This is a genomic window from Lederbergia sp. NSJ-179, from assembly GCF_022867885.1.
In the GTDB taxonomy this organism is placed as follows: Bacteria; Bacillota; Bacilli; order Bacillales; family Bacillaceae_C; genus Lederbergia.
Map to the genome: position 1 here is coordinate 1 of NZ_JALIFP010000057.1, position 16,234 is coordinate 16,234.

General features: G+C 38.4%; 16 protein-coding genes and 2 pseudogenes. 17 read left to right on the plus strand and 1 reads right to left on the minus strand.

All coding sequences use genetic code 11. The features are described from left to right. Window positions 1–131: 131 nt before the first annotated feature. Window positions 132–584 (plus strand): hypothetical protein, encoded by a 453-nt coding sequence (locus tag MUB24_RS21720; RefSeq protein WP_244707617.1) that lies wholly within the window; start codon window positions 132–134, stop codon window positions 582–584. Window positions 585–1,131: 547 nt separating this feature from the next. Here the strand turns inward: MUB24_RS21720 and MUB24_RS21725 are convergent. Beyond that, on the minus strand, window positions 1,132–2,061 hold the full coding sequence (locus tag MUB24_RS21725; RefSeq protein WP_244707618.1) for a LysR family transcriptional regulator: 930 nt from the start codon (window positions 2,059–2,061) through the stop codon (window positions 1,132–1,134). Window positions 2,062–2,294: 233 nt separating this feature from the next. Between MUB24_RS21725 and MUB24_RS21730 the strand changes: the two genes are divergently transcribed. From MUB24_RS21730 to MUB24_RS21805, 16 genes and pseudogenes are all read left to right on the plus strand, one after another. Beyond that, the gene (locus MUB24_RS21730; protein ID WP_244707619.1) at window positions 2,295–3,647 is read left to right on the plus strand and encodes an MFS transporter; all 1,353 of its coding nucleotides are present in this window, start codon (window positions 2,295–2,297) and stop codon (window positions 3,645–3,647) included. A gap of 55 nt (window positions 3,648–3,702) precedes the next feature. After that, the gene (locus MUB24_RS21735) at window positions 3,703–4,266 is read left to right on the plus strand and encodes an NADPH-dependent FMN reductase (RefSeq protein ID WP_244707620.1); all 564 of its coding nucleotides are present in this window, start codon (window positions 3,703–3,705) and stop codon (window positions 4,264–4,266) included. An 82-nt stretch (window positions 4,267–4,348) separates the two neighbouring features. Beyond that, window positions 4,349–4,687, plus strand: coding sequence for a VOC family protein (locus MUB24_RS21740; RefSeq protein ID WP_244707621.1), 339 nt, complete (start codon window positions 4,349–4,351; stop codon window positions 4,685–4,687). A 217-nt stretch (window positions 4,688–4,904) separates the two neighbouring features. Continuing rightward, on the plus strand, window positions 4,905–5,819 hold the full coding sequence (locus MUB24_RS21745; protein ID WP_244707622.1) for an NADP-dependent oxidoreductase: 915 nt from the start codon (window positions 4,905–4,907) through the stop codon (window positions 5,817–5,819). 697 nt (window positions 5,820–6,516) lie between these two features. Further along, window positions 6,517–6,854, plus strand: a pseudogene (locus MUB24_RS23855) (transposase zinc-binding domain-containing protein); the annotation flags it as partial. 394 nt (window positions 6,855–7,248) lie between these two features. Then, window positions 7,249–7,941, plus strand: a complete 693-nt coding sequence (locus MUB24_RS21755; protein WP_244707624.1) for a response regulator transcription factor — start codon at window positions 7,249–7,251, stop codon at window positions 7,939–7,941. A gap of 86 nt (window positions 7,942–8,027) precedes the next feature. Then, the gene (locus MUB24_RS21760) at window positions 8,028–8,951 is read left to right on the plus strand and encodes an ATP-binding cassette domain-containing protein (protein ID WP_244707625.1); all 924 of its coding nucleotides are present in this window, start codon (window positions 8,028–8,030) and stop codon (window positions 8,949–8,951) included. Beyond that, complete coding sequence (locus tag MUB24_RS21765; protein WP_244707626.1) at window positions 8,944–9,750, plus strand: ABC transporter permease; 807 nt, start codon at window positions 8,944–8,946, stop codon at window positions 9,748–9,750. The genes MUB24_RS21760 and MUB24_RS21765 overlap by 8 nt, the downstream gene beginning before the upstream one ends. A gap of 83 nt (window positions 9,751–9,833) precedes the next feature. Then, window positions 9,834–10,679 (plus strand): sensor histidine kinase, encoded by an 846-nt coding sequence (locus tag MUB24_RS21770; RefSeq protein ID WP_244707627.1) that lies wholly within the window; start codon window positions 9,834–9,836, stop codon window positions 10,677–10,679. A gap of 265 nt (window positions 10,680–10,944) precedes the next feature. Continuing rightward, a pseudogene (locus tag MUB24_RS21775) lies at window positions 10,945–11,229 on the plus strand (transposase); the annotation flags it as partial. Between the two features lie 101 nt (window positions 11,230–11,330). Next, the gene (locus MUB24_RS21780; RefSeq protein WP_049949270.1) at window positions 11,331–11,540 is read left to right on the plus strand and encodes a hypothetical protein; all 210 of its coding nucleotides are present in this window, start codon (window positions 11,331–11,333) and stop codon (window positions 11,538–11,540) included. A 446-nt stretch (window positions 11,541–11,986) separates the two neighbouring features. Then, on the plus strand, window positions 11,987–12,811 hold the full coding sequence (gene apmA / locus MUB24_RS21785) for an aminocyclitol acetyltransferase ApmA (protein ID WP_015059965.1): 825 nt from the start codon (window positions 11,987–11,989) through the stop codon (window positions 12,809–12,811). A 748-nt stretch (window positions 12,812–13,559) separates the two neighbouring features. Beyond that, window positions 13,560–13,748 (plus strand): hypothetical protein, encoded by a 189-nt coding sequence (locus MUB24_RS21790; protein WP_244707628.1) that lies wholly within the window; start codon window positions 13,560–13,562, stop codon window positions 13,746–13,748. Window positions 13,749–13,764: 16 nt separating this feature from the next. After that, window positions 13,765–14,052 (plus strand): SRPBCC domain-containing protein, encoded by a 288-nt coding sequence (locus MUB24_RS21795; protein ID WP_244707629.1) that lies wholly within the window; start codon window positions 13,765–13,767, stop codon window positions 14,050–14,052. Between the two features lie 359 nt (window positions 14,053–14,411). Continuing rightward, window positions 14,412–14,873, plus strand: a complete 462-nt coding sequence (locus tag MUB24_RS21800; RefSeq protein ID WP_244707630.1) for an SRPBCC family protein — start codon at window positions 14,412–14,414, stop codon at window positions 14,871–14,873. A 278-nt stretch (window positions 14,874–15,151) separates the two neighbouring features. Further along, on the plus strand, window positions 15,152–15,424 hold the full coding sequence (locus MUB24_RS21805) for a hypothetical protein (protein WP_244707631.1): 273 nt from the start codon (window positions 15,152–15,154) through the stop codon (window positions 15,422–15,424). Window positions 15,425–16,234 lie beyond the last annotated feature (810 nt).

Genomic DNA, 16,234 nt, shown 5'->3' on the forward strand with positions numbered 1-16,234 from the left:
AGGATGGCTCACAAACAAAAATTAATGGTGGGTAATCCAACCTCGTAAGCCATGCAAATCCTTCTGGCTGTAACATAGTAGAAGATCCACGTTCTACCCCACCTTAAAAATTAAAAATCCGTGTCTTGACAATGGGGTCCACTTTAGAGTTATATATAGCATACCTATTTTTTGACAAGGATGAACGAATCAGTTCTTTTTTTGGCGGTATTAAAGAAACTTCAAGCAATGTAATTTCTAAAATTAATGCTATGGCTTGGGATTTACTGCATTTAAGAAATTTGGAAACTCAAGTTGCGTCCAGAAACTCTGAGTCAAAAGATGTTTTTTTGCATTTTTTTTGTTCTCATGATTTTGGGATTAATAATATATTAAATCTAAACCCAATAAAAAGATTAGCAATAGTAAATAAAAGATGCTATCCTATACGCGAAAACAGTATAACACAACTTGAATTTGGTATGCAGATTATAGATAGTCTAAAGATGCATAAAAATTATAGAGATGAAAATAGAGAAAAAGTCAATTTGAAAAAAGTATCCGAGAAATATGAAAAGTCTTTAATGGAGGTACTGGAAAAGTGATTCTAGTACTGTGAAATTTGGTATCTATAAAAGTTTATTTATAAAAATGAAACTCATAATAATTGTTATAGTAAACAAGATAAAATAAAAAGCCGAAACGATGTCTCATTCCAGCTTTCCGATTTATTAAAATCAGTGGCACAGTCGTGGCACACTTTATATCAAATTTCATGTTTTTATAGTTTTTGATACTTTCTAAAATCCTATCATATCAACGATATTACACCATATTGTATTGGCGAAGTACTGAGTGGGAATAAAAGGCTAACTTGATTTGAAGAGAGAACGCCTATTTGACGGTGTTTAACCTAGCCTGAAATGTAAAAAATGATTAAAATTAATATGGTTCCCTACCAAAAACCCTACCAACTTAATTTTTTGGTAGGGATTATTTTTTCGGTATCCGGATTATCGTGTGGAAATGCTGTTATAGCCAATTCATGTTAGTAAAAACATAAATCGGATAATTGTGTAGAAAATCTTACAATATTTTCTCTTTGAGTTAATATAGGAACCTGGCACTACGTCATCACCAGGTTCCTTTCGTTTATGACTTTTGGTTCATAAGATTCGCCTGAGGTGAAAGTTGAATGTTTTGTTTTCGAAATTCGTTAAAATAATGGTCCACAAAATCTAGAAATTTACGTGCCGCTATGGACAGATAGCGTTTTTCAAGCCATGCGATTTGGTAGGTACGCTGACAAATAGGTTTATCAATATGAACCAGGTGGAATGGTGTCTTTTTATCTTCTATTAAGGTTTCTGGCAAAAGTGCAACACCAATGCCGGTACGAAGGAAATGACTTATTGCAGAAAGTTCATCAACCTCACAAACAATATTAGGAGTAAAACCTGCCTTTTTACAAAAATCATCCGTCATTCCTCTAAAAGGATTGCCCTCTTTTATACTTATAAAAGAATCATCAGCCAACTCACTCAAGTCGATACGTTTATGATTAGCAAATCGATGTGTGAGAGGAACAGCTAATAATATTTCTTCAGTGAGAAAAGATATTCCTCCTATTCCCTCCAGTTCTAGTGGTGGAAAAGTAATGCAAAAATCAATGTCACCATCTCTTAATTGTTTCACTTTTTCTTGTGTTGTTGCTTGGCTGATTTGAAGTTTGACATCAGGATGCATAGATATGAAAGAACCTATAAGGTCAGAAAAACATTTATGAGTTGTTGTTGATAAAAAAACACGCCCTCGCTCCATCCCTACGAGATCCTCGACTTCTTTTCGACCCTCTTCAAGTACTGAAAGCGCAGTTTCCACTTTCTTCAGAAATACCTTTCCATACGAATTGAGTTGGATGTTCCTTCCCTTTCGATCAAATAAGGGTACCCCCAAGTCCTCCTCCAACCGAGAAATGGTTTTACTGAGAGCAGGTTGTGCGATGCGAATCTCTTGTGCCGCTTTGCTCATATGTTCCAATCTGGCAACTGTTCGAAAGTAATGTAGTTGCAACAGTTCCATGTTCGTCACCTCTTTTCATATACTTAAGGTTATATATTGATAATTAAATATATATTTTAATTCATATACTATCCATATTAGAATAAATATTGAAAGTTGACAACAAACATGCCGCCTAAAAAGAGCATGAAAAATTATAAGTAAAGAAAGTGAAGACTCAATTGAGTTTAATCATTTAGAAGGAGGGATAAGCAATCGGACATGAATTTCAGCAACACACAGGAGAGAAATTGATGCGTATTCTCGTTTTCACTCTTGTCATATCAGTGATGAGTGCAACGATGTTTAACATCGTCCTACCTGAAATCAGTAAGGACTTTCATCTTTCCTTCGCACAGGTAAGCTGGGTTTCAACAGCCTATATGTTGATTTATGCAATCGGATCAGTCACTTACGGGAGGTTAGCAGATACCTATAAACTCAAAAATTTATTGACGGTCGGACTGATTATCTTTGCTCTCGGTTCAATGATCGGTCTTGCATCCCAAGCATATTGGATGTTTTTACTTGGAAGGATACTACAGGCAATGGGCGCTGCGGTAATTCCAGCAACGGCAATGATCATTCCAGTTCGCTATTTTCCTCCAGAGAGCCGGGGACGCGTTTTAGGGATATCAGCAGCTGGTTTGGCTCTTGGTAGTGCTTTAGGTCCAATCGTTGCTTCCCTCATCGTCAGCGTTGTTCATTGGCGGTGGTTGTTTTGCCTGCCACTCTTCGTTTTCCTCACATTACCTTTTTATCGTAAATATTTGGATGATAAACAAGGAAAAGTGGGGAAAATAGATTGGATTGGCGGAGGACTTTTAGCTGGAACGGTAGCACTATTACTTCTAGCTGTTACAAATGGTGCTTGGATATATGCCGTTATCTGTTTGATCCTACTCATTTTGTTTATCATACGCATTCGTTATACAGTGGAACCGTTTGTTTATGTCAAACTATTCCGAAATAAGCAATATTCACTTGGACTAATGATTGTGTTTCTGGTCAGTGGGATTGGATTCTCGATCCCTTTTCTGAGTCCTCTGCTGTTGTCAGATGTGAATAATCTTGATCCCGAAGTAATTGGCTTCACGATGGTACCGGCTTCTATCACAGCAGCGATTCTGGGAAGAAAAGGCGGCAAAATGGCTGATACCAAAGGTAATTCTAATCTTTTCTATGTTGCATCCACACTGCTGGTAACGAGCTTTATATTATTATCTTCTTTTGCGGGAGTCTCTTCGATTATCATAGCTGTCTTTTTGATTTTCGGTAATGTAGGGCAAACATTCATGTTCATCGCCATGTCGAATACAATTTCCCAAACGCTACCAAAGGAGCAGACTGGGGTGGGCATGGGGATGTTATCGATGCTGAATTTTATAGCTGGAGCCATTTCTGCAAGTATCTTCAGCAAGGTAGTAGATATGGGATCTCAATCCCATTGGAATCCGGGAAATTTACATCCTGAAGCTGTCGTGTACAGCAATATTTATCTTGTCATGGCTTGTTTGCATGTGATCATTTTATTGCTTTATAATTTTCAGTTTGCCAGAGCAGAGAGGAAAAGTGGTCAATTGAAAACTAGGAAAAACTCTCCTTAAATTAACTAAAAAGTATCTTTAACAATTAACAATACAAATACGAGGGGGAATCATAATGTTAAGAATAGGAATTATCCTTGGAAGTACACGTAAAGGTCGTAATGGAGAAGCTGTTGCTAATTGGATTAACAATTTTGCGAAAAATCGTAACGATGAAGCAACGTATGAATTAGTAGATCTATTAGAATTCAATCTACCATTTCTGGGTTCTGCAATACCTGAAGGAATGCAAAAAGTCACAGAGTCAAATGTTAAGGCATGGTCTGAAAAGATGGCTTCTTTTGATGGCTATATTTTCGTAACACCTGAATATAATCATGCAACATCAGGAGTATTAAAAAATGCACTTGATTATTTGAATCCAGAAGTGAACAACAAGGCAGCCGGATTTGTAGCTTATGGTAGCTTGGGCGGTGCGCGTGCAATAGAAAACCTACGTCTTATTTTAGGAGAATTACAAATTGCAGACGTACGTACAGCAGTTACTTTTTCTCTCATGACCGATTTTGAAAACATGACCGAATTTAAACCTGCTAGTTACCATGAGGATAATTCTAATCAAATGCTTGATCAGGTTATCGCCTGGAGTAGTGCGTTAAGTGTTCTACGAAATAAATGAGCAAACCTTACGGTGGTCACGCTTTTGCAAAGCTTCAGCCATGAGTCAATCAAACTTATAATTTAAGAAGGAAGTGTAAACTATGAAACTAAATCACATTAACCTTACGGTCACTGACGTTAACGCTGCTCGGGAGTTTCTAGAAAAATATTTTGGCTTGCAAACCAAAAGTACTTATAGCGATTCATTCGCTGTACTGTTAGATGACAAGGGTTTATTGCTCGCTTTGATGAAAGGTAAACAGGTCAGTTATCCTAAGTCGTTTCATATAGGTTTTGAGCAGGAGAGCGAAGATCAGGTAAATGAGATCAACAGACACTTGAGGAATGATGGAGTTGATGTAAAACCGCCAAAAAGGGCTCATCGCTGGACATTCTATGTTAAAGCTCCAGGTGGATTTACTATCGAGGTTTTCAGTTGAATGAGACGAATCCAATAAGCATTCTATAGCGGAACTTGTTACCTTGAACCTACGATTTCAAGAACCGCATTATTAACAGAAGAATGGGATCTTCAATCGTTGACTGAATGAAATTTAGTAAGAAAGGATGATTTTCTATGGGTAAAGGTCACATGATCCAACTATTCAGCCCGCCCAAACAAGAAAAAGAGATTTTAAATGGAAGGAGAGGTGTTACATGAGAGCAGCAGCATTTTCTAGTTATGGCCCTCCGGATGTGTTGCGTGTAATGGAATTTGATGACCCACAAGCAGGTACCGGCCAGGTTCGAGTCCGAATCAAATCCGCTGGAATCCAACCATTTGACTGTGCGGTTCGTAGTAGTGGTTGGACTCCACCGGGATTAACGGTGAGTTTCCCGCAGATACTAGGCAACGAGTTCGCCGGAACTATTGACCAGCTCGGGAATGGTGTCACAGATTTTTCAGTTGGCGATGAAGTTTTAGGCTGGGCGTTAATGGCCTGTTATGCCGAATATGTAGTGGTCAATGTCGATCAGATTGTACGAAAACCATTGGAGATGCCTTGGGAGGAAGCTGGAGTAGTCACAGCCTCTGGTCAAACTGCTCACACCGCCTTACAGGAACTCGGAGTCGGTAAGGGAGACACCGTATTGATTCATGCTGCAGCTGGTGGAGTTGGTACCTTCGCTGTTCAGCTAGCCAAAGCATGGGGAGCAACTGTCATCGGTACCGCCAGCGAACGCAATCACGACTATCTTCGATCAATTGGCGCAATCCCTGTCACCTATGGAGATGGACTTGTAGACAGAGTAAGTTCTCTCATGCCAGAAGGAGTGAACGTTGCCTTCGATGCTGCGGGAGGCGAAGCATTGGAAGCCTCAGTGAAGCTCGTTGAAAACAAGAATCGAATTGGTACAATTGTTGCTTTCGACCGAGTAGAGGAGCTTGGTGTTCGCCCTATACGTAGCCAACGTTCAACTGATCGGCTTTCCGAACTTGTTAATCTTTACATTCAAGGGAAGATAAACATACATGTTAGAAATATATTCCCTCTTGACGAGGTTGCGAAGGCACACCAAGAAATCGAAAATGGGCATGGTTGCGGAAAAGTTGTCCTTACAATCAACTAAACATGCTATTAAACCATGTTTTGAGACTGATAACTGGAGGCTGTCCCAAAATTTTACTTTTGGCGATAACCTCTTTTTCATTTCTTTTTACCAATAAAGTAAAGCGGATTAAATCTCATTAGATCAATGAACTATCAAGAAAGGAAAAAATATATGTTAACAATATGCTCAATCTTCCGAACTTTATTATTCTTGATATGATGGAGAGTGAGGATAATTATCGATTCTTAGTAGAGACTACTCTTACACCTCCCTCACACTATCCAAAATGTGGTACCATTCCTAATTTGTATAAGCATGGTAAGCGTACTATGTCAAATAATTTTTTTGATTTTAAGGTATGGCAAACACACCTATTCTAATCGAATTCCAAATTATGGATAAAAGAAGAGCGACTGACAGGAAGCTCTATGAAAGCTAACCACCACTTCTCGAGTCTGAAGTAGTTCACCTCGCTTCAATTACTGCAGGGATACAATCTGGCATAAGTACAATCTTTTTAATTACATTAACGTACAATTCGCATTTACAGGACGAGGCGGATAATGCTTGCCTTCGAGGTCTTGGAGCCTCCAGAAAGTTGTTCCGATCTCACCTCGACCCCAGAAGTAGTGGCAGCTGTTTAGGAAATTATAAATTTCTAGACTTGTGGATAACTGTTCGTTAGAATGTTCGTATACAACTGAGGAGTATGGGCATGAGTAGACAAAAAAGCGGGATAATCAAACATATTTTAAAAGATCATTTTGATGGATTCTCGAAAATGAATGATTACAGATTCCCGAAGTCATATCGAAAAGATATGAAAGAAACCGTAGAAAAAGCCATGAGATGTGGTACTAGAGACTTAGGCTATTCTCGTATGAATGTTTGGAATGCGAAGGAAATCCTGATCCTGTTTTCGTTTGCTTCACCTGTAAAAGTCGTTTCTGCCATAAATGCGGTAAGAAGTATACGGATGATTGGTCGGATAAACAGCAGGAAATGATTTTTAATGTCCCTTATCGACATATGGTATTCACTATACCTAAGGAATAAAAGGCTAACTTGATTTGAAGAGAGAACGCCTATTTAAAGGCATTTATCCTACCCAAAAATGAAGAAAATGCATTGAATTTAATATGGTTCCCTACCAAAAACCCTACCAAGAAAAAATTTTGGTAGGGAATTTTGTTTTTTTATTGAATTTTGGTAAGGATTATTTTTTTTAAAAATGTGTTTGTAAAAAAGCGGTCTTCGGGATATATAGTGGAACACCTTTTTAATAGGAAAATAACAATCAGTATATAAATCGGATTATTTAGTGGTAATAGGGCAAACAAATAGCTGGTATGCTTGAAACTTGTAAAGGTCACACACTATTTAATTTGGATTTTTCAATAAAATTCATTTAAGATAGTTTTAATGAAGTTATAGTGTAGGTGAGAGCATGACCCAGCAAGCTAATATTTTAGTTGTTGAAGATAATCAGGATATCAATCAATTGCTTTGTAAAATCATTCGCAAACATCATGGCTCGGCACAGCAGGTCTATTCCGGTACAGAAGCTATGATTTATATAGAAAAGCAAGAATGGGATTTGGTGCTCTTGGACTTAATGCTCCCAGGCATGTCAGGAGAAGACGTACTTAACGAGCTCTCTCAAAAAAGTGCTGTCCCGGTTATTATTATTTCAGCTAGGGGCGAGCAACAATCCAAAATCGATTGCTTGCGGACAGGTGCAGACGATTACATCACCAAACCGTTTGATGTTGAAGAGGTATCAGCCCGAATCCATGCACAACTCAGAAGAAACAAACGAAATCAAGTGACTCTGCTGAAAAAGGAGTTGATATTTAAAGATATCGTCATTGATCTGGAAGCTAAAATGGCATGGGCGAATGGAACATTGTTGAAATTAACAGCCAAAGAATTTACCATACTGGTTCTTTTTGTTTCCAATCCTCGGAAGATTTACTCAAAACCTAACCTCTATGAGAGTGTTTGGAAAGAGCCTTATTATGGGGATGAAAATATTGTTAATGTGCATATGAGCCATCTGAGATCCAAACTCGCTCAGGTTAATCCTGACGAAACATATATTGAGACTGTCTGGGGGATGGGATATCGCCTCAAAAATTAAGGTTTTCTTAAGGTTTTGCTTAAGAATTATTTCACTATTCGCCGTTAATATTCGAATGGAAAGATAAATGAAGGAGGCGAATGTGTATGCTTACACCTGTTTTGCAGATGAATCACATCTCAAAAACATACAAAGAACATCAAGCACTCGATGGCGTTAGCTTCACCATTCAACAAGGTGAAATTTATGGCTTTATTGGACAAAATGGGGCAGGAAAAACAACCCTCATACGGATCGTTACGGGGTTGAGTTACCCGACCAATGGAAGCTTTGCGTTATTTGGTGCTGCTGAAGAAAGTCAAAAAGTAAAAGCTCGAAAACGGATTGGAGCTATCATTGAAACTCCTGCTCTCTACGGCCATATGACCGCAGCTGACAACCTGGAAGTGTTGCGGTTACAAAAAGGGATTCCAGGAAAAGCGTGTATCGAAAAAAATTTGAAGCTGGTGGGCTTGGCACACACCGGGAATAAAAAAGTAAAGAATTTTTCATTGGGGATGAGGCAACGATTAGCTATCGCAGGAACGTTGCTTGGTGATCCTGAATTTCTTATTCTGGATGAACCAACCAATGGGTTAGACCCGACAGGAATTCGAGAAATTCGAAACTTGTTACTGAAATTGAACCGTGAGCATCGACTGACCATATTGATCTCCAGTCATATTTTAAGCGAACTTCATATGCTGGCAACTCGTTTCGGTATCATTCATCAAGGGCGAATGATTGAAGAATTGAGTATACAGGAGTTAAACGAAAAGTGCCAAAAACATTTAAGAATTAAGGTCGATGACCCGAAACGTGCCTCCATTGTTTTAGAAACCAAACTCAAATCCAATAATTTTGAAGTCCTTAGTGATGGGACATTGAAATTGTATCAATATACGGAAGAACCTCATATGGTTTCCACTGCTTTAGTGAAGGCTGGGCTGGTAATTGAGGAATTCACACCAACAGGGGATGATTTGGAAACGTACTATACACGGCTAATCGGGGGTGAGCCCCGTGTATAATTTGATAAAGTCAGAGTATGTTAAACTGAGACAAAACAGAACGTATCAAATCCTTATTGGATTATCTTTGTTGAGTTCCATCAGTTGCGTAACGTTATTTTATCTGGCTTTTAAGAACATACTGTATATAGAGCTTTCCAACGGTTTTACCATCTTAGAAGCCACTCCCAGCTCCCATTTTGACATTACCGGGGTGAAAGCTTTTTCCGTGACATTACTTAATCATCCTTTGCTCCTGTTGTTGGTAATGAGCGTGTTTGCTGGATTTTTCATCTCCAATGACTATCGTTCTGGAGCTTTCAAAAATGCGATTGTGAGTGGAAATGAACGTTATTGTATCTATATCGCTAAATGGATCGTCTTTACTTTTGGAATCATTATTGCTTTAACCCTTTTCACACTGCTCACAACAGTCTTATCTTCACTTCTGTTTGGATTTGGGGCAGGGATTGAAAGTGTGTTGGAACTGATCAAAACGTTTGGGTTATATATCTTACAAGTAGCAAGCTATGCTTCCATTCTCGTATTACTTGCCTTCCTGGTTGAGGAAAGCGGAAAAACAATTACGTTATCCCTTATAGCTGTGTTCGGTATATGGTTTCTTCTCGATTTTTCAGCTCGACACATCTCGTTTATGGGAGATGTATTTCAAGCGACAGTGTTTTACCAGTTAATAGCCGTGGTAGAATATCAACAGTCGATCTGGGAGGTCACAAAAGGTATGCTGGGTGGTATGATGACGATATTTGTTTCATCGACTTTGGGTATCATCATGTTCCAACAAAAAGAATTGAAGTAAAGGAATGAGCGTAGATGTATAGCTGGATAACGATCATAATCTTAATAACCATAGTTTTAATTTTTTTAGTATATCTACGCTCATTGAAAACACAAATAAAGTCGATAACTGCTCAATTGAGAGCTTATAACAATCATGAATCGAAAAAGAAATTGGATATTGCCTTGTTCAATCCAGAACTGGAAATGTTGTCGGAAGAAATGAATAAACTGATGGATACAATCCAAACGGTCAAGGCAAGCAAAATTCGCACTGAAAATGAATTAAAGAGCTCCATTTCTTCTATGTCTCACGACTTACGCACCCCTTTGACGAGCATCATCGGTTATCTACAGATGGCTCAAGCGGAAGAAGAGAATCTGAAGGAAAAACGAGAACACCTATCCATTGCTTTAAAACGTGCAAAAACATTGGAATCGCTACTCCACAGTTTTTTTGAACTATCCGTCATAGAATCTGCAGATTACAAAATGAACCCGGAGCGTCTCAACCTGAAGAGCCTACTGGTTGAGACACTTTTCGGTTTTTATGATCGTTTACATGAAAAGCAAATCGAACCATCCGTTCACATACCTGATCAGGATGTATGGATTGTTACAGATGAACTGGCAATGACCAGAATCTTGGAGAATTTAATCTCCAATGCTATGAGACACACCAAAGAGAGCATCACCGTGGAGCTGAGAGAGAAGAATTCAACGGTTATTTTCATGATTAAGAATGACGCCCCTTCCTTGACGAAACATGATATAAATTTTTTGTTTGATCGATTTTATATGGCAGACCAAGCACGGACAAATCACCATGCTGGATTGGGGTTGTCCATTGTCAAAAGTTTGATGGAGAAAATGGAAGGGAAGATCACTTCTCATATAGAGGATGGCCAACTTGTGATCAGTTGTGAATGGCAAAAGGTTTCTCTTGTATAGACAAACAAATCCCGAGTGGTTGAAACAAAGCACACAAACTGTTCAGTTTAACGTTGAAGGAGTGATACAAGCAATCTGGAAGGTGCTTCAGGTCGATGCTGAGCGGAATGTGTGGATAATGGATTAAATTGTAATATGAATCAATTTCGTAATTTTAACCCTTAGAGCCCCATGGCTTTTGAGACGTAAAAAAAGGAGTATCTCCCCAAAATGTCGAAATGAGTAAGTAATGACACAAAACTCAAAGACTGGAGGAAGACTACCTATGCCTATTATACGACAAGAAAGCCTGTTTGACCTGCAAGATTTATATGATTTAGAACCTACCCAACGATTTGATGCTCTTTTTTCAGCTATTGATATCGGACCAGTGCTTCACCAGTTATCGAAAAAAACACGTGTTGGCAGGCCTGTTGAGCTCAACTATGCAGCCATGGTCGATTCTTTGGTTGCCAGGATCTCTGAACGAATCCCATTCACCAAAGATCTGGTGAAAAGACTGAAGAATGAGATGATTTTCCGTCTTGACTGCGGTTTTTTAGTATCTGACCCACAAAACTTTTATTTCCAATAAAGAATAAAGATTATTCTAGTGATACAGCTATATCAAAGTCATGGAAATCATTGAATAATGCGTTAGAGGTAGCATATATGGTTACTATTTTTGGATATAGCGCACCCAAGAGTGATGTTGAAGCTATTACGATGTTGAAAAAAGCGTGGGGTGCGGTGAAAGATAGAAATCTTGAAGAAATAGAAATAGTTGATTTGCGTGATGAAAATGAAGTTATCCAATCGTGGGATGATTTTATTCATACGCATCATTATTCATACCATTCCAATTTTTCACAACAACAATAGGAAGATGTTCTAGAAGAAGTTGTGAAGCAACGTTTGACAGATTGATGATGAATCTATGGGATGACCATGGAATAAAACCAGTCATTGATATACGAAATATGTGGAAAGATGGGGAAGAAACACGTTTAATTGGGGATTACTAAAACATTGTTCACAATTTCAAAGGAAATGTTTATTGCCATTGCCCGATATCCGGTAAACAGCGTGAGATGGCAAATGGTGGATTTGAAAAAGACAGGGGAACGCTCAAAAAGTTGATAGATAAATTGACTTGTGTATTAATAATTGATGAGGAAAATAAAAAAGGGACAAAGAAACTCCTTTTAGATCCATATGTGTAGATGTATTAAAACGTGAAATGAAAGTTACCTGTTTAATAACTGATAAATAGTAATTTGTCGGGTAGTTTTGAACTGGGGATTACATATTTTGGGAGGTAGATACTTATGAAAACCAGACTTGAACAAGTTTTAGAACGCTATCTCAACGGACGCGAGGTAGTTGTATGGGGTGTTCCGACACGCCGTTTGCTTCGTGCTTTAAAACCTTTTAAATTTCGTGTTGACGATCGCGTTGACCCTCAATATCATTATGTTGTTGCTGTAAACGATGACGACTTATCCGACTTTTTATCCGATGAACAGAGCAAGTCGTTTCAATACGCTAATGACTATCTGACGTTTGACGATGAGGGAGGCGAACTTCCGTTTGAACGAATGTGCTTCAATGTCCCCGTTGGCAGGCAAACGTATTTTGGAGACGGTGTCGTAGGAGCTTGCAAAAACGGGTATATCAAGAGCATCGGCCAATTTACATCGATTAACGGCACGGCAGAGATCCATGTGAACCATCAGTTAAACATGACCTTTGTAAGCGACGATATTCAAAACTTCTTCAATGAAGAGAGTATGGCTATATTCCATGAAAAGCTGCGAAAGGACCCGAAACACCCTTATGCTTACAGCAAAGAACCTATGACCATAGGTAGCGATGTTTATATCGGCGCACATGCATTCATCAATGCTTCCACTGTGACAAGCATCGGTGACGGTGCCATAATCGGCTCGGGCGCAGTGGTTCTGGAAAATGTTCCTCCTTTTGCTGTCGTCGTTGGTGTCCCTGCGAGAATCAAGCGTTACCGCTTCTCAAAGGAGATGATTGAAACCCTGCTTCGTGTCAAATGGTGGGACTGGAGTATAGAGGAAATTAATGAAAATGCTGATGCGCTTATATCACCTGAACTATTTATGAAGAAGTACGGGGGTTTATAGCGTATATGCGAGTAATACGAAATTTGTATATCGTGAGCATAACACGAAGCCGACAAATTCCAATTTGTCGGTGAATTTATGAGCATAATGTGTTTTGCTACGGATATAGTGGATATGTTCCCGCCTACCAATAGTGCCAAAAACGCAGTGGATATGTTTCCGAGAACGGACATACATAAATGACATTCATTCTGTCCTCTCGAGCCATGTAGAGTGCGTGGCGTAATTGATCCTAAAATATGTAGATCTAAAATAAACACCTGCTCTTTATAATCAAGTCGTGCTACCCAAATCCCTTGTCCCTCAAGCCTTTCCTCAACTTTTCTTTAGCAAATCTTTTTTATAAACGGGGAAAAAAGCGAACAAAAAACATAAAAAAGACGTGAAAAGGGGCTAAAACGTGATAGGAAATTGGCAAAAAACGCTGATTTTCGGCACGACTTTATTTTTATTACCAAACGGAAAAATGCGGGTTTTCGGGGGATAAAATGGCTGGAGTTTATTATAAAGGAACATAGTAGGAAAAAAATAAGAGAAAAAGAGTTTTCGTTTTTCTCTCATTTTTTAAGGGATAAGGGATTAAGGGATAAACGAGGATATTAACGCAGGGGGCACCTAATTGTTGTTAGCGGGATTAATCTGCTTGTTGAGTGAAACCAATTTGATAAAACTATATCTGGATGGGGATTCCATTGAATATATAGCGTTTAACAAACGGGCCATTTTGCAAGGTTAGGGAAGTGATGTTATGAGACTTTTCAAGTCGATGAATGAGAGAGAATCATCCAATTGGAAAGGGGGAGCTTTCTACGGTTTTTATACTTACTTGCTGATATCAGCGGTAAACTATTTTTATTATTTAGCAACCGAAAACGGTTTATTTTCCCCAACCTTTATTTTTTGGAGTGGTTTATTAGGTACACTAACTCCAAATTGAAAGGTTGTATGAACAGATGGATCATAGTAATAGTTCAATATTTATTCAAAAAAATGCAGAAACTGTTTGGAATGCTATTACGAATGACGAAAATTTTTCGCAATGGTATGCACCAGGTTCGAAGTGGTCGATTCCTAAACTCGAAGTTGGAAGAAAAGCAAATTTCACCCTCATGTCAAGTGCTCACAATAACCTTAAAGAAGGTGAAAGCATTCCAATGAGCTTTACAATAAAAGAGGTTAAGACGAATAGAGTCTTTTCATTTTATTCTGAGAAGATGACATTCTCTTTGAGTTTGAATTAATTTCAAAATCCAACGGAACTCAGGCTACCTTAAATATGGAAGGGTTTGAACACTCACTAGAAAACTTGAAAGCTTTTCTTGAAGGAAGGGACCTACCCTACGCTTAATTATTGCATAGTCAGCTTCATTTTTTGAACGTATTTGAACGTAATAGGTAGTTTATTAGCTTCTTTTTTGAACAGGTACTTTTCCCCAGAACTTTTGAGCAATCTATAAGAAATCCTTATCAGTCATATTTGTTAAACTTTAAAAAACTTGTCTCTATAACAATAACGAGACACCGTTGTTCGGAGACATTGTTTTGATATGAGAGGTAATAAAGTGAGGAATGAACCTTGAACGATGAAAGGAGAATTAAGATGGTAACATTGAATCATATACCGGTTGTTAAATCAGAAATGCTTATTCGCAGACCGGTTGAAGAAGTATTCGAAGCTTTTATCGAACCAAAAATAACTACAAAATTTTGGTTCACCAAAAGCAGCGGAAGATTAGAAGAGGGAAAGTATATTAGGTGGGAATGGGAGATGTACGGCGTTTCTGATGATGTTCATGTAAAAGAAATCAAGCAAAACAAGCGAATTGTGATAGAATTTTCAGACGAGAATAGGGTCGAGTGGATATTTACCCCCCGAATAGATAACGAAACCTTTGTTACAATTACGAGCTCAGGGTTTACAGGAGATGGAGATGACATTGTAAATCGAGCGATTGACGAAATGGGAGGTTACACTATGGTGCTTTGCGGACTAAAAGCACTTCTTGAGCACAATATCGACTTGAATCTTGTAGCGGACCACGCACCTGATGACCATGTATAACGTTAAAAATTGGTGGCTTTTTGACCTAAAAGGTGCGCATATGGCCCTATAATAATAAAAGCTTTCATTAATTTTTACAACGAAAGGAGAAATAGGATAAGTATAAGAAACTCCAATTCACAATCATAATTAGGGCGCCTAGAGAGGTTGTGTGGGACACAATGCTATCTCTGGAGACTTTCTCAGTGTGGACTAGTGAGCTTCATGACGGAACATACTACAGAGGCTCATGGGCTCATGGCGACAAGATTCAGTTTCTTTCCCCAGGCGAAAACGGAATGACGGCAGTTATTGCAGAGAATCGATTGCATGAGTATGTCTCTATCCGATATATCAGCGAAATACACAACGGCGTGGAAGATACAACTAGTGAGACAGTGCGCAAATGGGCACCATCTTATGAGAACTTCACCTTATTGCAGATCCCCGAGGGGAAGGAGCTTCGAGTTGACCTCGATGTAAGACCTGACGATGAAAATCATATGCGCAAGGACTATCCGAAGGGATTACAGAAGCTCAAGGAACTCTGTGAGAAGGGAGTCGGAGGGTGACACCTAGCAAATGGTAACCCTGAATCAGTCAACGATTTTCCGTTAACGGGTGCTATTGTGGGACAAAAGGATACACATACTAGTTATGTGCTATCCTCTTTTATTTAAAATTTAGGGATTAAACTCTTAACTTCTTTCCAGTCTATTTTCCTATAACCTTTTTTGGAAAATATCCAAAATTTGAATTATACATTAAGTTGTTGTTGCAATCTCGATATTTGTAGTTGATTTCTAAAATGAATAAGTCTTTTTTGTGCAAATTTGTGTGTTACGTTGAATGTCTTTGTTATAAAAGGTATACCTTCGGGTATGTTGGCGATTTCATATTTAATTAATATAAATGTTGGTACACAGAAATGAAATGCAAAGTTATTTGCTTTCCATTCTTGGTATGCTAGAAAAAGATTATTCAAGTGCAATATTTGATTTCCGTATTGTAATAATAAATTGTTACTGATACTTTAAACAGACCTAAGATTGACAATCTATAACCTAGATTCCCGGATTGTATAACGAGAACCATCAAAACCCTTGAAAATAAAGGACTTTACCTCGTTATAATATTATTAATATATAACATGGTATTATGAAGGGAAATCATTATAAACGCTGTGAATAAAGGCTTTCACCAAAAATCCTCGTTATAAATTCCGGGAACGCAGGCTATAATGTCCCTCAATTGACAGTTTTATTGACCGTAATAACGAAAATGAAAAGAAGGAATAATGACTAGCTAAGCTATCCCTTCTTGTTTTTGATAAATATTTTACTAGGTATAGTCGTACTAAAGCTACCGCGCTATCGCTTGGT